Origin of the sequence: Marinomonas sp. THO17, from assembly GCF_040436405.1 — a bacterium.
Taxonomy (GTDB): domain Bacteria; phylum Pseudomonadota; class Gammaproteobacteria; order Pseudomonadales; family Marinomonadaceae; genus Marinomonas.
In genome coordinates, this window is the sequence record NZ_AP031575.1 from 3,786,853 (window position 1) to 3,805,806 (window position 18,954).

The following is an 18,954-nucleotide window of genomic DNA, read 5'->3' on the forward strand; positions in this document are numbered from 1 at the left end:
AAAAAACAACAATGGGCAATAAAGCATGAAGTTAGAATCCCTTGCACTTCACCACGGTTATAAGTCTGAAGAAACCACCAAAGCAGCTGCCGTACCAATTTACCAAACCACTTCTTATACTTTTGATGATACTCAACATGGTGCGGATCTGTTTGATCTTAAGGTTCAAGGCAATATTTACACTCGCATCATGAACCCAACCACAGATGTGTTGGAACAGCGAGTAGCGGCTATGGAGGGAGGTATTGCTGCCTTGGCGGTTTCCTCTGGAATGGCGGCCATTACTTATGCACTGGAATGTATCTGTGATGCAGGTAGCAATTTTGTCAGTACCAGTCAATTGTATGGCGGCACCTATAATTTATTTGCGCACAGTTTTCCGCGACGAGGCATCGAAGCACGTATGGTGTCTGCGGATGATTTTGCTGGTTTTGAAGCGGCAATCGATGACAATACCCGTGCGATTTTCTGTGAGTCCATTGGTAATCCCGCTGGTAATATTGTAGATATTGAAGCCTTAGCAAAAATTGCAAATAAACATGGCATTCCTCTTATCGTCGATAATACCGTCGCCACGCCATTTTTATGCCGTCCGTTTGAATTAGGCGCCCATATTGTTGTGCATTCTTTGACCAAGTACATTGGTGGCCATGGCACAACGGTTGGCGGCATCATTGTTGATTCTGGTGAGTTTGATTGGGTAGCAAATAAAGCTCGTTTTCCTATGTTGAACGAACCAGATCCGTCTTATCATGATGTGATTTATACAGAAGCCTTAGGTGCGGCAGCTTATATAGGTCGTTGTCGAGTGGTGCCGCTGCGTAATACTGGCTCAGCATTATCGCCACACAGCGCGTTTTTGATTATGCAAGGTTTGGAGACCTTAGGCTTACGTATGGAACGTCACTGTTCCAATGCCCAACAGTTAGCTGAGTTCCTGCAGTCCCATAACAAAGTAAGTTGGGTAAATTACGCAGGTTTGGCCGACAACTCATACCATGCTATGAGTCAACGTATTACCAAGGGTAAAGCATCGGGCGTATTGAGCTTTGGTATTAAAGGTGGCTTGCAAGCGGGCACACAATTTATCGATGCCTTGCAAATGATTTTGCGTCTGGTGAACATTGGTGATGCGAAATCCTTGGCTTGTCATCCGGCTTCAACCACCCACCGCCAGTTAAATGATGAAGAATTGGCCAAAGCGGGAGTCAGTCGAGATTTGGTGCGTATCTCGGTTGGTATTGAAAATATCGAAGACATCATTGCCGATGTAAGCCAAGCGTTGGATGCAGTAAGTTAAATTAGTCTTCTTGGACTCTGATGATATTGCAATGAGCGGGCAACGGATGGCGCGCTTTTTATATCATTCGAAGATGCTGGTTGATTAAGATAAGTGGTAGCAAGTGTGGCTTGTGTACCCAAAGTAACCTGTTTGGAGAGCCCATGAAAATATTACCAATGCTTTTTAATTCGGATGTTGAGGCCTTGTTGATCCAGCATGGATTACCTTATGAGGATTTATCTGGTGCAACGCAAGTGACCCTATTTGGTATCAAAGAAGGAGAGGACTTGGTGGCTATGATAGGTGTTGAAGCCTATCAAGAAGAAGGGCTGATTCGTTCTTTGGCCGTCAATAAAGCCCATCAAGGTTCCGCTTTAGGGCGAGCATTGGTTCAACATGCAGAGAATTGGGCAAACAATGAAGGCATCAAAGCTTTGTATCTTTTAACCACCACCGCGAAAGAGTATTTTTCACTGCTGGGTTATCAGGTTATCAGTAGACAAGAAGCCCCTACTAGCATAGGGAATACAGAACAATTTTCGTCCTTGTGCCCCGCATCCGCCAGCTTTATGAAAAAAGCACTCATTGAATAGCAAAGGCATTCTTTGCTTTTTATCCGTGACAGCACTGAATCAGTCACAGCACGAATATGTGACAGTGCCAAGTGAACGAGCCATAAACACTCTTTCACAACACTCTTTATAAGCGGCTGTGAAGATTAATGGCTTGAATTGCGCGCATGACTTGTTCAGGGTATTGCTGATACGGAGCTTGCTCCGAATCTTCGATCAAGGTTAGATGAATATCCGCTTGTTGAAATAAATTTTTTGCTAGACGCATATAAGAGCCCGGATGAGCGGAACTGGCATCAACACTTTGCAGCCAAGCAACGGGTTGAGTGAGTTGAGCAAAGGCTTGCTGCGTTTGCGTGAGTTTGCCTTGCAGATCGGCTTGTTCTTGTTGTGTCTGATACCAGTGTGTGGGCAATAAAAAGGAGGGCAACCAGGTTAACGCGGGGGCAAACCAATCGGAATGCAGTCGATCTTGGGTAATACTGGCGTTAATTAATACTATGCCTCGGATAAATTTAGGGTACTTTACCGCCAACAAAGGCGCCAGCGCACCACCGTAACCATTGCCAACTAAAATGAGTTTTTGCTGACCGTTTCTTTGCCAAATGTTTTCAAGCACAGGCAACAACATTTCCGCCTGTAATTCAATATCGGCAGGATAATCATCCGGATAACCTGAGCTGCCCCAACCGGGACGATCAATGGCAATCAGACGGTAATCCTGTTTGATCTGAGCGGTTTGAAAATACCTTTGAAAACTGGTCGCGTTGCTATCGGTATCGTGAATAAAGACCAAAGTGTCTCGTGGTGTAAGACTCGGATCACTGCTGGCATAGTGGAGTTTGAAGTCACCGCTTGGGCCTTCCATGTAGAGAACATGATTTTGCACCAGCCCTAACACATCATTGGTTGCAGCAAAGGATTGCGGATCGGATGAAGACGTATCACAGGCTGCTAAAAGCCCAACCAAACTTGTTACCATTAGAAGGCGAAAAGGATAAGCAAATACATTAGCGAGCGAATTCATGGTGTAACTTCCGTACTGAGATGCCAAATAAAAAAGCGCATCCTCTGCTTTTTATAATGAACTGAGATTGTACATGATTGTGATCAATAGTCATTCCTCTAACCGAATAAAGGCAAAGATTGCGTTTGGTGGGTTAGGGTTTTCCTTGTCACAATCTGACAATATCTTTTCACTATCATTCTATTGATCTATAGCAATGTTTCAAAATCCAACTGCACTCATAATCCATTCTTATAGTAATCCCTGATCTTAGATTTGGGGTTTCGGTGGGCGTTGGATAAAAAGAACACTGTGCCAGAATGTGTCGACAAACGCCTTTTTCTCAATCAAATGAATGGGTTGAAGTCATATGATTAACGAAGCTGTAGTGGATCTATCGCGGTTTCAGTTTGCTCTTACTGCTCTGTACCACTTTTTGTTTGTCCCTTTGACATTGGGGATGGCTTTTTTACTTGCGATCATGGAGTCTGTCTATGTGATCACAGGTAAACAAATTTACAAGGACATGGTGAAGTTTTGGGGCAAGTTGTTTGGTATTAACTTTGCCTTGGGGGTCACAACCGGTTTGACCATGGAGTTCCAATTCGGCACCAACTGGTCTTATTACTCTCATTACGTGGGTGACATTTTCGGTGCGCCACTGGCCATTGAGGGCTTGATGGCCTTCTTCTTGGAATCCACTTTAGTGGGCCTGTTCTTCTTCGGTTGGGATCGTATGAGCAAGGTCAAACACTTGATGGTGACCTGGCTGGTGGCACTGGGCTCAAACCTATCGGCGTTATGGATTCTGATCGCCAACGGTTGGATGCAAAACCCAGTGGGCTCTGAGTTCAACTACGAAACCATGCGCATGGAACTAGTGGATTTTGGTGCCTTGCTTTTGAACCCAGTGGCGCAAGTGAAATTCGTTCACACTGTGTCAGCAGGTTACACAACTGGTGCGGTATTTGTTCTGGCCATCTCCAGCTACTACCTACTAAAAGGTCGTGACCTTGCTTTTGCGCGTCGCTCTTTTGCTATCGCCTCCGCGTTTGGTTTGGCGTCAGTATTGAGTGTGATCATCCTAGGTGACGAGTCTGGTTACGAGTTAGGGGAAGTGCAAAAAGTGAAATTGGCCGCGGTTGAAGCCGAATGGGAAACCCATGAAGCACCAGCGCCTTTTACTGTTATTGGCTTTCCGAATCAAGAGCTTGAGGAGACCGAATACGCCTTACGCATACCGGGCTTGATGGGCTTGATTGCCACACGTTCTTTAGACGAAGAAGTGATGGGCATCAAGGAGCTGAAAGAGCATAACCGTCAGCGCATTATTAACGGTATCTATGCCAATCAGCTATTGGAAGAATTGCGTTCTGGTAATGACGACCCATTGGTAAAAGAGAACTTTGAAAAGGTAAAAGACGACCTTGGCTATGGTTTACTGGTGACCGCCTTCAATGAAAACATCAACCGAGTGACTCCTCAGGACATTGACATGGCGGTTGACTACTCGATTCCGCAAGTGGCGCCTCTGTTCTTCTCCTTCCGCATCATGGTGGCCTGTGGCTTCCTGATGTTGCTGATGTTTGCTGTGGCCTTCTATCAAAATGCACGTCGTCGTATTGGTCAGAACCGGACTTTGCTTAAGCTGTTTGTATTGAGCTTGCCCTTGCCTTGGATTGCCTGTGAAACTGGTTGGTTCGTCGCCGAATACGGTCGTCAACCTTGGGCGATTGGTGAGGTATTACCGATTCACGTCGCTGTTTCCAATCTCACTGCGGGAGAAATTTGGCTTACCATCATAGGTTTCACTCTACTTTACACCGCTTTCTTAGTGGCCGAGATGTACTTAATGATTCGTTTTGCCAAGCAAGGGCCTTCCAGCTTACACACCGGACGTTACGCCCTTGAACAAGAAGCCAATCAATTAAAGCAGGGGGTATAAGATGGATTACGAATTATTAAAAATCATATGGTGGGTGTTGGTTGGCGTCTTGCTGATCGGCTTCTCCGTGACCGACGGCTTTGATATGGGCGTGGGTAGCTTGTTAAAAGTGATCGGTGGTAACGATGCGGAACGTCGCATCATGATCAACTCCATTGCGCCGCATTGGGACGGTAATCAGGTTTGGTTCATCACCGCAGGTGGCGCCTTATTTGCGGCTTGGCCTGTGGTCTACGCAACGTCTTTTTCTGGTTTTTACTTTGCCATGATGTTGGTGTTGGCGGCTTTATTCTTCCGTCCAATTGGCTTTGATTATCGCTCTAAATTGGAAAACGACAAATGGCGTAACACGTGGGATTGGGGCATCGTATTTGGCTCGGCTGTGCCACCGATTATTTTCGGTGTGGCGTTCGGTAACCTGTTGCAAGGTGTGCCTTTCCAGTTCGACGAGTACCTACGAGTCACTTACACCGGGTCCTTCTTCGCCTTATTGAACCCATTTGCCATTCTGTGTGGTTTGGTGAGTTTGATGATGCTGGTCACTCAAGGTGGTGCTTGGTTGCTGATGAAAACCGAAGGTGACTTATTGCGCAAAGCCGGTGTCGCCACTTCGATCACAGGTTTATTGGCCGCTGTGTTCTTCATATTGGCTGGGGTCTGGTTGGCCTTTGGTATTGATGGTTATGTCATCACCAGTACATTCAATGGTAACCAAGTCATGACACCACTGATGAAAACCGCGGAAGTTCAGCCCGGTGCTTGGTTGCAGAACTACACTAAAGTCCCTGCGCTCATGTTAGCACCTGCTATTGGTATTCTGGGCATGTTGATGGCAGCGATTGCAGGCATCAAGCGTAAAGGGGGCTTGGCTTTCTTGAGTTCCTCATTGGGGATTGCTGGCATCATAGTGACAGCAGGTGGCTCCATGTTCCCATTCTTGATGCCGTCTTCAAGCTTCCCAAGCATGAGTTTGACTATGTGGGATGCGACCTCCAGCGAAAATACCATGATGATAATGTTTGTGGTGGCGTGCATCTTTGTGCCTATCGTATTGGGCTACACCTTGTGGAGCTACATTGTGATGTACGGTCGTTTGAACAAAGCACACATCGAAGCGAACAAACATTCATTGTATTGAGTCGAGATTCACAAGACTGAGACTTAGACAAAATTGACGAAAGATCGGCTGAGGATTGACTCTCAGTCGATCAATAAATAAATAGGAGAATGAATCATGTGGTATTTTGCTTGGATTCTGGGCGTTTTATTGGCTTGCTCTTTCGGTATCATCAACGCGGTATGGTTAGAGTTCAAAGGCTATGAAGGTGAAGAGGAGCAATTCTAAGCATGATGGCAGGAAGTAAAGCGGCCTCTACAGGGGGAACGAAACGCATCAAAACCCCCGAAGCTGTTTTTCTAGACGAGCTGGCGGCACAACAATCCGCTCAGTACCGTTTAGCACAGGGCTTTGGTGTCTTGTTTGCGATGGCCTTGGTGTTGCAAGCTTGGGCATTCGCCAATGTGTTTTCCGACATGGTGTTGCAACAGGCTTTTTCGCTTTCCTTGCTGTTTCTTGCTGTATTTGCTTTGCTATTGCGCGCGCTTGCCAACTTTGGTCGCGAGCGCGTTTGCGCGTCTGCCAGTCGACACATACGTTACGGCTTGCGACACAAATTGATTGCTCAACTTACTCAGTTGGGTCCAGCGCGGTTGCGCATAGAAGAAGATGCGGCGTTATCGACACGCGTTTACGAACAAGTAGATGCCTTGGACGATTACTTCAGCCGCTACAAACCGCAAGTCTTCATGGTCACCCTGATTCCTTGTGTGATTTTATTATCGGTCGCTCCCGTGTCCTGGATTGCCTTTTGGGTGTTTATGCTCACGGCGCCTTTGGTAATCGTCTTCATGATTTTTGTGGGTTACAAAGCCGCGCAGGCGAATCGTCGTCAATTTAATGTGCTGGCCATGCTGTCCAACCAGTTTATGGATCTCAGCCAAGGTCTAGCAGAATTGAAACGCCTTGGTCGAACACAAGCCGCGCGTGAGCGTTTATCACACAGTGCCAAGGCGTATCAAAAAACCACCATGAGTGTGTTACTGCTGGCCTTTTTATCCACTGCCACATTGGAATTGTTTGCCTCCATTGCCATTGCCATGATTGCCTTGTACTTGGGATTGGGCTTGTTGGAAGTCTTGCCTTGGCAAGTGGGCAGCGCACCAGTGACCTTAACACAAGCCATGTTTTTATTATTGCTTGCCCCCGAGTTTTATTTACCTCTGCGTCAGCTGGGTAACGACTATCACGCCAAACAAAAAGCCGAAGCGGCGGCGACGGATTTATTGTCAATTTTACAAACCCAGTCACCTCAAACCACCAAAGCACAAGCTGAGGCCAAGAAGCCGATAACGGACTCGCCAGAAGCGTTTTACAGCATCGGCCAACAAACCTATTTGTCTTTTGCTCAACTGGCTTGGCAGGATGCGGGAAGACAGCGTCTGGCCCCCATCACAGGGAATATTAAGCAAGCCGAGCGGGTTTGGCTGAGTGGCGAATCCGGCGTGGGGAAATCCAGCTTATTGCATTTATTACTGGGCTTTGAGGAAGCGTACCAAGGTCAGCTTTACATCAAGGGCAAGGCCTTTGCTCAGCTCAACCTGCAAGACTGGCGCAACAAACTGGCTTGGTTGCCACAAACCCCTGAATGGGTGAATGGCAGCATTCGTCGCAACCTCTTATTGGGCATTGCTGAGCCGAGTGAAAAGCGCATTCAACAAGCCTTACACGACAGTCAATGTGCTGACTTTATTGCCGCTTTGCCCAATGGCTTGGAGACGCCCTTAAGCGAACTGGGCAGTGGTTTATCGGGTGGGCAGATGCAGCGTTTGTCCATTGCCAGAGCTTTATTATCCAACGCCGAGGTTTGGCTTTTGGACGAACCTTGCTCTGGTTTGGACAGTGACACCGCCGAGGCGGTATTAAACACCTTAGAAAAGGTTTCTCGTGGCAAAACCTTACTCATTGTCAGTCACGATACCCATCCCATACATTGGGCAGACAAACACTGGCAACTCAATCCATTTGGATTGGCAGAAAGCAAAGCCAGAACAGCAGAAAGCAAAGCTAGAATAGAAAAGAGCAAAGAAGTACAAAGGAGGGCCGGATGAACAAAACAAACCAACAGTCTTTAGCTCGGCTTTCTTTAGCAAAACTACTATTGGCCAACCCTTGGGGCTTTCTTGTGCCTGTGTTAACCGGGGTGGCGTCCAGTGTGGCGGGGGTGGCGTTATTAGGCGTGTCGGGCTGGTTCATCTCCGCGGCGGGATTAGCAACGGCCTTGGGCACCGCCTTGGTCTTTAACTACCTCACCCCGGGGGCCATTGTTCGAGGCTTGGCGATCCTTCGAACGGCAGGGCGTTATGGCGAGCAAGTCACGGCGCACAATCATTTATTGGGCTTATTGCGCACCTTGCGACTTTGGCTATGGGATCAGCGTGTTGCCAAGCCGATTGCCGACCTAGATAAACAAAGCCGGGGCGACTTATTACAACGCTTAGTAAGCGATCTGGATCAGATCATTCGTTGGCCGCTGGTGGTGTTTTTACCTTGGCTTTATGCCTTGCTTGGCTATGTGGGCGTGGGTATTTTTGCCTATTTTATCGATCCAATTTTACTTTGGCCCCTTGCTATCGCCGCGGTTTGTCATTTACTGATTTTGCCTTATGCGTGTGGTCGTTTCGCTTCCCGTGCCGTTCACGTAGGACAGAGTCTTGGGGTGCACAGACGAGGGCGTTTTGTGAGTTTGTTTTCTGCCTTGATTACCCTAACCATACGCGGACATTGGCAAGATTACGCGGCACGTCTTGAACAATTAGACAAGCGACAACAACGCATGGAAGTGAGAATTCAACAGGCCATCCGTTGGGGGCGTTTGTTGGCGTACTTAGTCACCATCGGCTTGTTGGTAAGCGTCTTTCTTTTATTGGGTGACTCAAGTAATGGGTATGAAAAAGGTGCCATGAGTTGGCAACTCAAAACGTCCGTGTCAGGGACTTGGTTGGTGGGCTTAGTGTTGGCCTTGCTGGCGGTGAATGAGCTGGTGTTACCATTGGTTCAATCCTTTGTGGCACAAGGCCAGTCGCAAGTGGGCTTGCGCCGTTTGAACCAGATTCAACAAGCGCTTCCTCTCTTAGCAAAGCAACCAGTAGGCAGGCTTAACCAGCTTTCATTGCAAGATTGGCGTGGTTACCACCTAGGGAGCGGCTTGGGCAATCAGCCAATACATCTTGAGATACAGAGTGGTGACACAGTGTGGCTGCGTGGTGCCAGCGGCACAGGAAAATCCACCTTATTGGCCTCCATTGCCGGAGATTGTTTAGCCACGGGCAAGGCGCAGGTGAATCACCAAGCCTGCGACCTATACGACAACCCGGACTTTCAAGGTCAACTTAGCTACTTACCCCAATCGCCTTATGTGTTCCAACAAAGCATTGCAGCCAACCTAATGCTAGGTAAAGCCGATGCCAGCGACGAAGAAATGTGGGCCGTATTGGAAGCTGTCGCATTGACCGATTGGGTCAGAGGATTAGAAAAAGGACTGAGCACCTTACTTAGCTCACAAGGCCGCGACCTTTCTGGCGGACAACGCAAACGCCTCGCCTTAGCAAGACTGCTCCTGCGCCGCGCTCCTTTATTGCTGCTAGACGAACCTTTTGACGGTCTAGACAAAGCCACCATCGAACGCATTTGTCATGCTTTGAGTAATGACTATCAACCTGACATGCTGATCTTGGTGAGTCACATTGAGAGTCCATTGTCGGAGCAAGCAAGAGTCATTGAGTTATAAATTTCTTCCCCTTATCAAGGGGGGGTTATTGATCCTGAGAGTTTTTGGTTTTCCTCGGATTGGCTTTGGTTGGGGCGCTTTTTTCCGCCCTGCTAGGCGGGTAACTTTTGCCAATCGATGCAAAAGTAACCAAAAAATCTTTTGAGTCCTTTCGCACATTCAGGAACGTGTCGAGCATTTTTTGCTAACAGGCTCGTTGCCTCTTTTTACGTTTAAGACATTTCGCACATTCCGCCAGCTTTGGCGCCTAGGTGTTACAAAAAGGCAATTTAAAATACAACTTTGGTTTACAGTAAAAGTTGTATTTTGGTTTTTATTGAACAAGTTTATTTTTATTGTGCCTGAGGGTTTTTGGTTTTCCTCTGATTGGCTTTGGTTGGGGAGCATTATTTTATACTGCCCGAGACTTCGATGTTTACTTCTGATTGGCTTTGGTTGGGGCGCTTTTTTCCGCCCTGCTAGGCGGGTAACTTTTGCCAAACGATGCAAAAGTAACCAAAAAATCTTTTGAGTCCTTTCGCACATTCAGGAACGTGTCGAGCATTTTTTGCTAACAGGCTCATTGCTTCTTTTTACGTTTAAAAGTGTTTCACACTTTATGAAATCTCATGTTCCCTCCCCTTATGTCTTTAAGGGAAGGGCTAGGGTGGGGTTAGTCCAGCAGCCTCAGACAAATTCAGAGTAAACCGCGATAAAAGTAGGTCTTATAAGCGCAGCGCCATCAGACAGGCTAAATCAAACAAGATTAATTCCATCAAACCAAATGCCGTTTCTTGCAGGATGAGTAAAAAAAGCATATTTTTTACTCATGCATGTATTTGAATTTGACCAACTAAAAAGTGATGCGAATTTAGCTAAACATGGAATCGACTTCAATGAAGCTCAGAGACTGTGGGATGATTCAATGTTGCTCGAAATTCCCGCCAAAACAGAAGATGAAGAAAGGTATGTTGTCATTGGCCGTATGGATGATAAGCATTGGACCGCTGTTATCACATACAGGAACAACAATATAAGGATCATATCAGTGCGGCGCGCAAGAAAATCAGAGGTAATCTTATATGAAAGCTAAAGAATTTGATGACAAATTTGATACAGGAGAAGACTTGCTAGAGCAGCTTGATGTGTCAAAAGCCCAGCGTCCTTTACAGAAGCAAAAGAGAATCAACGTAGACATTCCAGAATGGATGATAGACTCGCTTGATAAAGAAGCTCGTCGAATCGGAGTGACTCGTCAGTCCATCATAAAAGTCTGGTTGGCCGAAAGGCTAGAACAGTCAGAATCCTTGGATCGCATCGACCGTTAAACAGGGTAGCGTAAATTACGATCTGTAGGTTTGATAAGCGCAGCACCATCAGACACACATAAATGTTTAATCTGCCTTAGATTTCTTAGTTTTTCTCTCATTGGTTTTGGTTGGGGAGCATTTTTCCGCCTTTTAACTCTGGGAAAGGCTAAGCGGGTAACTTCTTTTCTTGAATTCAGGAGTAGCGCCACAAAACACTCTTTTCAAAAGTAACCAAAAAGTCGCTTTATTCCTTTCGCGCATTCCGTTACTGGATTAAAAAGTGTGTCGAGCATTTTTTGCTAACAGGCTCATTGCTTCTTTTTACGTTTAAAGCGTTTTGTACTTCCCGAGGTTTATATATGTGCTCCTCTTTGGCTTTGGCTTTGGCTTTGGCTTTGGCTTTGGCTTTGGCTTTGGTCGGGGAGCATTTTTCTGTCTTTTAACTCTGGGAAAGGCTAAGCGGGTAACGTCTTTTCTTGAATTCAGGAGTAGCGCCATAAAGTGCCTAAGTGCGTAGGTTGTCTATCTTCTTGCCACTTAGCTTGGAAAGAGGTAAAACTACAAAGATAAGTGAGAAAAAAGGCTCAAAGTAGAGTGCTCAGTAAGATGTAACCGCGAAAGCGCTTAAAAACGAACCGCAAAAAATACAGGGAAGTCATATCATGAAAAAGCAAATTCCCTATATAAAGCGGCGGCCGCTCAACAGATGGTTATAACTACGAGTGCGTCGTACTATAACTCTTAATTGTTAAGTGTCAAAGGAGTTCATGTGCAAGATCATGTTGCGCTAGCTAAGAAAGTCCTTTCCCAAAATACAAAGGTGCTTTATGGAATATTTGGCATTATTGATACATCTGGTTATTTTCCGCCACGAGGCTTCCTGAATGAGTTTTTGTTGAGAGGAAGTGATCCTTGCGATCAAGATGGAAGAATGGAGGAATGGATACCATTTGAGTTAAGTTCAGAGGAATACAACTTAATACTGTTGTGGTGGCAGTCAAAATACCCTGGAACAGTTGTAGATAGCTTGAACTCAGAAAATTGGAATGATTGGGTTCAAGAAATCCTAGAAAATTAGTATGTTAATTTATCAAAAACACTTAACAAGCAAAGGCAGCAACGCCCACTGCGGCCGCAGCTTTAGGCGTAAGGATAAAACCGAGACTGAAAGAGCTGATAATTTAAAATGGAAAAGAAACCGCTATATAGAAAAGTAAACACCAGGGCTAGAGGTGTATATCATCACAAAGGTGGTGATTACAGACATCAGAGAAATTCGAAAAATCCTGATAGAGTTGGTATGAAACAGAGTGTTGAGAGGGGGCTCGATTATACACCTCTTTTTAAATTTCTTTTGTCAAAAGTTGGTTCCGTTTGGAGCGAAGTTCATTCGGAGGCTGTTTCACGATTAGATAAGGAAGCTCCTATATACTGGATGGTCTCCGAAAATAAAGATTCTGCTGAGGAATATATTAGGGCAGGCGAAAATTCTTATTATAGCGGGCTTTACGTGGATGCTGGTGGTATTTTACGAGTTACGGAGCCAGAAATCGGTCCAGAAACTCTAGATCCCTGCTGTAAATGCTGTACGCATACTTTTAACGGAGTTGTATTTACTAAAAAATATCAACCCAAAAGAAAATAATTAGGAATAATTAGGGTCAGAGTAAAATTAAATATTATTCTACTTTGGCCCCTTTTAATTTGAAGTGCCAACTTTTGTCTCGTTTTTTCTAAAAAATAATCACAGTATGACGTGTTGTGCTTACCTAAAAGAAAAGTGAAATAACGCGCATGCTGGTTTTTCCAGATTTGGATTTTGTTAATAGGTTTTTTTAAAGTATTACTTTTCAATTGCTTGTAAAGGTATTGGCGAAATTTTTGAATTGTCTAAACGCGCATGCGTACTATTAAAATGTTAAGTTCCTCGGAGAGAACGTGAATATTCGGAAGATTGAAGAGTCGGATGTTGAAGCTGTAAGTGCAATTTGTATGGCTTCATTTTCAGAGTCAGTTGCAAGCAGTTTGTCTGAGGAAGGGATTTCTACTTTTTCAAAAATTGCTGCGAGTGACGCCTTTCTTCAAAGAACAAGAGAAGATAATTTAATCCTTGTCTCAGAGAGTGGCGGAAAAATCTTAGGAATAGTAGAGTTAAAAGAGGGTCGTCACATTGCCATGCTTTTTGTCTCCCCCGAGTTCCAAAAGAAAGGTATTGGAAGGGAGTTGCTTTTATCAGCACTGAGCTTTGCGAGAGTCGATATTGTAACTGTGAGAGCTTCTCTATCCTCAGTTCCTGCGTATATAAAGTATGGTTTCGAGTGCAAAGGAGAGGTTGGAGAGGCAGCAGGGTTAGTTTATCAGCCAATGGAAATCGAACTTAATAAGCGCGTCAATTAGGATGCTCGCAAGCTCGCGCCTATTACGCGAGCGTTATATGTATATGGGAGATAAATGAAATTTAATCATTTAGGTATACCAACAAAAGATAGGTTTAAAGGAGAGATCGATCTTCCTCATTTAAAAATGACGGTATCCGATCATGAAAACAATCCTTATGGTATACAGTGGCAAAGGTACTGGGATGATGCACCTTATCCAGAACTTGTTAAAACCGTTCCGCATGTTGCTTTTGAAGTCGATGATTTGCAAAAAGCAATAGAAGGTAAAAATGTAATTATTAAGCCTAACTCTCCTAGTAAAGGGTTGCTGGTAGCATTTATTGAGGAGAACGGAGCTCCAGTAGAGCTAATGCAGTATGAAGACAAAAACATATAACAAGGCTTTCAAGCAGACCCTCAAAGCTGTGTTCTGTTTTGCAATGGCTTTGCCATTTTACAGCAAAACTCCACTCCACTTTAAGGGCTGCTTAACGCTGCGTTATACTCCTTTGGAAATTTGAGTCTTCGGAGACAATATGAATGGTTCGTGTAATTGCAGTGCTGTCAGTTTTGTAGTTAATGCTAAAATCAATGGCCTATACCAGTGCCATTGTAAGCTATGTCAAAAGCAATCTGGTTCTACTTCAAATACGGCAGTTATCGTGCCATCTTCAACTTTTACTTGGGTGTCAGGCCAAGACTCTATTAGTCGCTGGGAAAAAGACTCTGGTTTTACAAGCCACTTTTGCAAAATCTGCGGGTGTCCAGTTCCAAACAAACTAAAAGGCACTGATTTCTACTGGATCCCAATGGGCCTTGTTAGTAATTTTGAAGTTAGTGTGACGACTCATATTTGCTGCCATTCCAAGGCAAGCTGGGATGTCATTCCTAAAACTGGTGAGCACTTTGAGGGTATGCCTGAAGATTTAGACTCATTTATCAGTGGTTTTCAAAATGGTGAGGTGTAAAGCGCATAGTAAGCGGCAGCATCTCGCACTCTTCGTGTGCTGGACATTAACCATCTGGAGTGTGTATGACTGACAAGGAATATTCTGGTAGCTGCCATTGTGGTGAAGTTCAATTTAAAATTCTCACAGACTTCCCTGAATTGACCACTTGTGATTGCTCTATTTGCGTTCGTAAAAATGCGCTTATGGTCAAGGTTCATGAGAGCAAATTTACCCTCATTAAGGGGGAAAACTTTTTAACGGAATATCAATTTCATACCAAAACGGCTCGACACTATTTTTGCAAAAAATGTGGTATTTACCCGTTTCATCGAAAACGTGTTACTCCTGATTATTTTGGCATTAATGTATATTGTTTAGACAATTTCAGTCCTGAAGGTATTCGTGTTAGGGCAACAATAGGTGCGGGCATGGCGTAATGGTGAACAAGGCAAGGTTGTAACTTGTCCCGCTAAGAAGCGCTAACACGGCGGACCAAGGGGTCGCTTCTTCGTCGCTCAGCCCAGAGCTGAATGTGAGCAGTCTGCTCAACCTTCATTGCATTTTTAAGGAGAAAACATGGATTTAAACAACATCATTACCTTCATTGCGGTTGCAGCACTTTTGGTAATATCACCCGGTCCAAATGGTTTCCTTATAGCAAAAACGGTTCCTCTTTCAGGCCAAAAAGCTGGCTTTGCAAACGTTGGAGGATTTGTCGCTGCATTTTATGTGCATGGCTCTCTTTCTATATTTGGTATTTCCATTCTTTTGGTCCAATCAGCAATTGCTTTCACGGTTTTTAAAATGCTTGGCGCAGTTTACTTAATCTGGATAGGCATTAAGGCAATACGAAGTGCTTTTAACCAGACAGTATCACCATCAGTCAAGTTGCCAGTAGAGAATCGCAATAAAGTTTCTATTCGTAACGCGTTCTTGGAAGGCTTTGTTACAAACGTTCTTAACCCAAAAGTGTCAATGTTCTATCTAGCAGCCTTTCCTCAATTTATTTCACTAGAAGGCAGTGCATTTAGTGCTTATGCGCTTGTCACAGCTCATTCAATGGTCAATCTCATTTGGTTCTCTATCATGGTACTGGCTTTTTCACGGATAAAAAGCGCGGCAAACCATCCAAAGTTCAAAACCTGGTTAAATTCAATCACAGGGGTTGTCTTTATTGGTTTTGGGGCGAAATTGGCTTTAATGCGAAGCAGCTAGTAAGGTGCTTAACTTGTTCCCTTCGGTCACTATGGCACAAATGACGCTTAAACAAGTGAATAAATGAAGTCCCCATGACGCCGCCGTACTAGTGATTATTGAAATGTTATGCCTTGCGGATACCTTTGAGGACAGAAGTATGGAATATGCTCCAATTAAAGACGAAATTACCTTTGATGATTTCGCAAAAATTGATGTTCGTGTTGGTTTAATTGTCGAAGTGTTAGAAGTAGCAAAGTCGGACAAACTCATGAAGCTAAGGGTCGACTTTGGTGATCATCAGCGTTCCATTTTGGCTGGTATCAAACAAGAGCGTGAAAACCCGCAAGAAATTGAGGGTAAGCAAGCCTTATTTGTGGTCAATTTACCTGAAAGAAAGATGGCAGGTGAGGTGTCTCAAGGCATGTTGTTTGACATCGGTTATGAAGATAAATTAAAGCCATGTCTAGCTTGCCCAGAAACACACATGCCTAATGGTGCAAGGGTAGGCTAATGTGCTCAGTTCACAGTACAGATTAGCACTGCGCAAACTGCTGAAACACTTAGTTAGGGCGGTTGTGTATTTTCGCTTCATGTATTTGTGTGTTAGCTTTACCTTGTGGTCGCACTAAATTCTGACCTTCATACCATTAAAGGAGAATAATATGAATTTCTTGGATAAATACACGGAACAAGCTTACGCTGCTTTTAGAATCGTTGCGGGCTTTCTTTTTCTTTGGCATGGCACTCAAAAACTGTTTGGTTTTCCAATCGCATTTCCATATCCCTTAAACACATTGAGTACAAGTGCTGCGGTTATTGAGTTAGTTACTGGTATTCTCATTATCGTCGGCTTTTATTCAAGGTATGCTGCTTTTCTCGCCAGTGGCACAATGGCGGTCGCTTATTGGCTGGTGCATGGGCTTAATAATCCGTTCCCTATCGCTAATGGTGGTGAACTCGCGGCCTTCTACTGCTTTGCATTTCTCTACATTGCAGCAAAAGGCCCTGGTATCTGGAGTATAAACAACAAGTAATAACACCATAACAAGGCCACCCAGAGGGGCAGTCAAACCGCCTAGTGTTTGGTTGCCCCTCTTATGTTTTCGCCTTTGGTACTTACTTTAATGAAGGCGTTTTTAATAGATAAGTGCTTATAGATAAGTGATTCTAGATAAACTCTTATGAATAGATAATCAGTTTGCTTATTAGGCTTGCGACCTTTCTACTGAAAGGGAGCGTTATTCAATTGTTCCTCGATGAAGCTGGTGTCGGTTAGGCTTTTTAAGAATGCAATTAAATAATTCATTTCGTCATGGGTCAGCTCAAAGCCCTTAATTCTTGAGTCGCGCAGTGGAGAAGGTTCGCCATTTATGGCAGATTGGCCTCCGGCGGCATAGTGTTGAATCACTTCTTCAAGGCTGTTTAAAGAACCATCGTGCATGTAAGGCCCTGAGACTTCTATGTTTCTAAGTGTCGGAGTACGAAATTTGCCTTTGTCTGCATCGAGTTTAGTCACTTCATAAAGCCCTTGATTTCCTTCGGGGTAACTGCCTTTTTTGTCTAGATTATAAAGCCCCGTATTGTGGAAACTTGGTTGCACTGTGGCATCGCTAAAATGGCGACCAGAATGGCAACTGGAACACCCCAATTTTTCGCTAAAGAATAAGGCTTCGCCCTTTTTGGCCTCAACACTGATGGCGTCTTTTTGGCCATAAAAGCGATATTGGTCATATGGTGAGTTAACGCTGATTAAAGTACGCTGAAAAGCACCAATGGCCATGAAGACTTGTTCAAAATCAATCCTGCTACGGTTTGGGAAAGCGGTTTTAAATTGAGCAGGGTAAAGTGGGTGTTCAGCAAGAAAGTTCAATACTTTGTTTTCATAACCCTTTGTTCCCATTTCGATAGGATGTGTCCCAAACATGGGTATTTTTGCTTGATCTTCAAAAAATCTGGTGTTTGGGTCTGCCCAAGTCAAGGTGGTCATGTAAGCTGTATTGACAAGAGACATGGCGTTGCGAGGATGAAACTCGCCAGTAATGCCGACGGAGACGGGTCTAGTTTCGGCATAGGATTTTTGCGGTAAATGACAGGTGGCACAGGAAACATACCCGGCACCTGATAGATTCAAATCAAAGAAAAGTTGCCTGCCCAGCTCAACTTTGGTTTTGCTCATTGGGTTATTTTTAGGCACCAGAGGTGGAGGCACATCCGAGGGAAGGCGCCACTGCCATTTGTCTTTATCCAATCCCCGCTCAGCATGGCTAAGCGGGGCAATCAGAAGAGAACATAATGACATGGTAGACAAGAATAGCCTTGTACGCATCTGACTCTCCCAAAACCTAGCTATTTTTTATTATAGTCAAAAGGGGCTCAAGGCCAATTCTCCCTGTAGAAGGCATTCAATATTTTTAATCTATAATCATAGTCATCTTGCTAATTCTTAAGACAGGGGAGCAAAGCGTTTTAATCCCTTTAATGTTTATGCTGGAATTCCTTTGTGTTGTTCGTTTTGCTATGGCTAAACAAATAATACAGTTCTCCAGCGGCTTATAGCGTTGTTGGGCTGATCAGTATGTCCCTTTGATAAGTCTATTGGTAATCCAAATAGGGACTGGAAATGGAGAAAACGGATATGTCTGATACCGCAAATTTGTTTATTGATTGGCAAGCACAGTGGCACTCGCCACCATGGCAAGCATGTGACTTTCTTCCAATCGTCCCGAATCAATCGACAGTAAAAACTCTTTTAGATGATGCGAAATCATGTGATCCAAGTGTTACCTATGTATCAACTGGATCTGGTGATAGTGCCTATCTTATTTCTATTGACGGAGTGGAAAATAATCAGGGAAATAACGGTTATTATTGGGTGTATTTTGTCAATGGGCAGATGCCTTCTGTTGGTTTTGGTGCATATAAATTGTCTCCAGGAGATAGTGTTGCATGGGATTATAAACATTTCAGTTCTGGACTGCGTCAGGTGAATCAGCCTGATCATCCGGCAAATAAATAATGCATTTAATCAAGTCCTTTTAGCAGCTGCGACGGCGACTGCTAAAAGGCTGGGTTAGGAATGCTGTGAAAATAGTACCAATACTAAATTTGAGTGCAGATGAAAAATTGTTTATTTATATTCATTGATAAGTTGCAAAATGGATAGAGCGAGTATGAAAGCAAAAGTGGCTGTTTTTGGCATATTGAGATTTCCGCCAGACAATATCAGTGATGTGTTGCCTCATTTAAAAGAGTTTGTTGATCAGACTCAAAAGCATGATGCTTGTATTTTGTATGAGGTCGCAGAAGATCTCACTGATCCTGGGCTATTGCGATTTTCTGAAATTTGGCCGGATCGTGCCAGTTTGGAAAAACATTTAGTGGCACCTCATATAAAACCTTGGCGAGAGCAAGCCAAACAATATGGATTACTGGAAAGGTCGTTCGATTCCTATGACATCTCATCCACTGCTATATCGGTATAAGTAGTA

The 18,954-nt window shown here is 44.3% G+C and carries 22 protein-coding genes; 20 read left to right on the forward strand and 2 right to left on the reverse strand.

Annotation, left to right across the window (positions count from 1 at the left end; translation table 11 throughout):
* The first annotated feature begins 25 nt into the window (after positions 1–25).
* Together ABXS85_RS17815 and arsN2 are read left to right on the forward strand one after the other, a co-directional pair.
* Positions 26–1,300 carry an aminotransferase class I/II-fold pyridoxal phosphate-dependent enzyme gene (locus ABXS85_RS17815; RefSeq protein ID WP_353667871.1) on the forward strand — a complete coding sequence of 425 codons (1,275 nt, stop codon included), beginning with the start codon at positions 26–28 and terminating at the stop codon, positions 1,298–1,300.
* Positions 1,301–1,443: 143 nt separating this feature from the next.
* Entirely contained in the window at positions 1,444–1,875 is a 432-nt protein-coding gene (gene arsN2 / locus ABXS85_RS17820) for an arsenic resistance N-acetyltransferase ArsN2 (protein ID WP_353667872.1), read from the forward strand.
* Positions 1,876–1,981: 106 nt separating this feature from the next.
* On the opposite strand, the gene ABXS85_RS17825 is transcribed toward arsN2, so the two are convergent.
* On the reverse strand, positions 1,982–2,881 hold the full coding sequence (locus tag ABXS85_RS17825) for an alpha/beta hydrolase (RefSeq protein WP_353667873.1): 900 nt from the start codon (positions 2,879–2,881) through the stop codon (positions 1,982–1,984).
* 349 nt (positions 2,882–3,230) lie between these two features.
* Here ABXS85_RS17825 and ABXS85_RS17830 point away from each other — a divergent pair, with 349 nt between their 5' ends.
* From ABXS85_RS17830 to ABXS85_RS17905, 16 genes are all read left to right on the forward strand, one after another.
* Positions 3,231–4,805: a cytochrome ubiquinol oxidase subunit I gene (locus ABXS85_RS17830; RefSeq protein ID WP_353667874.1), complete on the forward strand. Its 1,575-nt coding sequence runs from the start codon at positions 3,231–3,233 to the stop codon at positions 4,803–4,805.
* Between the two features lies 1 nt (position 4,806).
* Positions 4,807–5,943 (forward strand): cytochrome d ubiquinol oxidase subunit II, encoded by a 1,137-nt coding sequence (cydB, locus tag ABXS85_RS17835; RefSeq protein ID WP_353667875.1) that lies wholly within the window; start codon positions 4,807–4,809, stop codon positions 5,941–5,943.
* A 96-nt stretch (positions 5,944–6,039) separates the two neighbouring features.
* Entirely contained in the window at positions 6,040–6,150 is a 111-nt protein-coding gene (cydX, locus tag ABXS85_RS17840) for a cytochrome bd-I oxidase subunit CydX (protein ID WP_353667876.1), read from the forward strand.
* 2 nt (positions 6,151–6,152) lie between these two features.
* Entirely contained in the window at positions 6,153–7,973 is a 1,821-nt protein-coding gene (gene cydD / locus ABXS85_RS17845; protein WP_353667877.1) for a thiol reductant ABC exporter subunit CydD, read from the forward strand.
* Positions 7,970–9,652 (forward strand): ATP-binding cassette domain-containing protein, encoded by a 1,683-nt coding sequence (locus ABXS85_RS17850; RefSeq protein WP_353667878.1) that lies wholly within the window; start codon positions 7,970–7,972, stop codon positions 9,650–9,652. The genes cydD and ABXS85_RS17850 overlap by 4 nt, the downstream gene beginning before the upstream one ends.
* 808 nt (positions 9,653–10,460) lie before the next feature.
* A complete protein-coding gene (locus ABXS85_RS17855) occupies positions 10,461–10,724 on the forward strand; it encodes a BrnT family toxin (protein WP_353667879.1) in 264 nt (87 codons plus the stop codon).
* Positions 10,714–10,959 carry a CopG family transcriptional regulator gene (locus tag ABXS85_RS17860; RefSeq protein WP_353667880.1) on the forward strand — a complete coding sequence of 82 codons (246 nt, stop codon included), beginning with the start codon at positions 10,714–10,716 and terminating at the stop codon, positions 10,957–10,959. The genes ABXS85_RS17855 and ABXS85_RS17860 overlap by 11 nt, the downstream gene beginning before the upstream one ends.
* Positions 10,960–11,710: 751 nt before the next feature.
* Positions 11,711–12,019 (forward strand): hypothetical protein, encoded by a 309-nt coding sequence (locus ABXS85_RS17865; protein ID WP_353667881.1) that lies wholly within the window; start codon positions 11,711–11,713, stop codon positions 12,017–12,019.
* Between the two features lie 108 nt (positions 12,020–12,127).
* Positions 12,128–12,586: a hypothetical protein gene (locus ABXS85_RS17870; RefSeq protein ID WP_353667882.1), complete on the forward strand. Its 459-nt coding sequence runs from the start codon at positions 12,128–12,130 to the stop codon at positions 12,584–12,586.
* Between the two features lie 293 nt (positions 12,587–12,879).
* Positions 12,880–13,338 carry a GNAT family N-acetyltransferase gene (locus ABXS85_RS17875; RefSeq protein WP_353667883.1) on the forward strand — a complete coding sequence of 153 codons (459 nt, stop codon included), beginning with the start codon at positions 12,880–12,882 and terminating at the stop codon, positions 13,336–13,338.
* A 54-nt stretch (positions 13,339–13,392) separates the two neighbouring features.
* Positions 13,393–13,716, forward strand: coding sequence for a hypothetical protein (locus ABXS85_RS17880; RefSeq protein ID WP_353667884.1), 324 nt, complete (start codon positions 13,393–13,395; stop codon positions 13,714–13,716).
* Positions 13,717–13,855: 139 nt separating this feature from the next.
* On the forward strand, positions 13,856–14,287 hold the full coding sequence (locus ABXS85_RS17885) for a GFA family protein (protein WP_353667885.1): 432 nt from the start codon (positions 13,856–13,858) through the stop codon (positions 14,285–14,287).
* Between the two features lie 65 nt (positions 14,288–14,352).
* Positions 14,353–14,706: a GFA family protein gene (locus ABXS85_RS17890; RefSeq protein ID WP_353667886.1), complete on the forward strand. Its 354-nt coding sequence runs from the start codon at positions 14,353–14,355 to the stop codon at positions 14,704–14,706.
* Between the two features lie 139 nt (positions 14,707–14,845).
* Positions 14,846–15,484, forward strand: coding sequence for a LysE family translocator (locus ABXS85_RS17895; protein WP_353667887.1), 639 nt, complete (start codon positions 14,846–14,848; stop codon positions 15,482–15,484).
* A gap of 139 nt (positions 15,485–15,623) precedes the next feature.
* Positions 15,624–15,977 carry a hypothetical protein gene (locus tag ABXS85_RS17900; protein WP_353667888.1) on the forward strand — a complete coding sequence of 118 codons (354 nt, stop codon included), beginning with the start codon at positions 15,624–15,626 and terminating at the stop codon, positions 15,975–15,977.
* 151 nt (positions 15,978–16,128) lie between these two features.
* Positions 16,129–16,500 (forward strand): DoxX family protein, encoded by a 372-nt coding sequence (locus ABXS85_RS17905; RefSeq protein ID WP_353667889.1) that lies wholly within the window; start codon positions 16,129–16,131, stop codon positions 16,498–16,500.
* 188 nt (positions 16,501–16,688) lie between these two features.
* Here ABXS85_RS17905 and ABXS85_RS17910 read toward each other — a convergent pair whose 3' ends face one another.
* A complete protein-coding gene (locus ABXS85_RS17910) occupies positions 16,689–17,792 on the reverse strand; it encodes an MbnH family di-heme enzyme (RefSeq protein WP_353667890.1) in 1,104 nt (367 codons plus the stop codon).
* A 309-nt stretch (positions 17,793–18,101) separates the two neighbouring features.
* Between ABXS85_RS17910 and ABXS85_RS17915 the strand changes: the two genes are divergently transcribed.
* Both ABXS85_RS17915 and ABXS85_RS17920 read left to right on the forward strand, forming a co-directional pair.
* Positions 18,102–18,482 carry a DUF4430 domain-containing protein gene (locus ABXS85_RS17915; RefSeq protein WP_353667891.1) on the forward strand — a complete coding sequence of 127 codons (381 nt, stop codon included), beginning with the start codon at positions 18,102–18,104 and terminating at the stop codon, positions 18,480–18,482.
* A gap of 154 nt (positions 18,483–18,636) precedes the next feature.
* Positions 18,637–18,948 (forward strand): putative quinol monooxygenase, encoded by a 312-nt coding sequence (locus ABXS85_RS17920; RefSeq protein WP_353667892.1) that lies wholly within the window; start codon positions 18,637–18,639, stop codon positions 18,946–18,948.
* Positions 18,949–18,954: the final 6 nt, after the last annotated feature.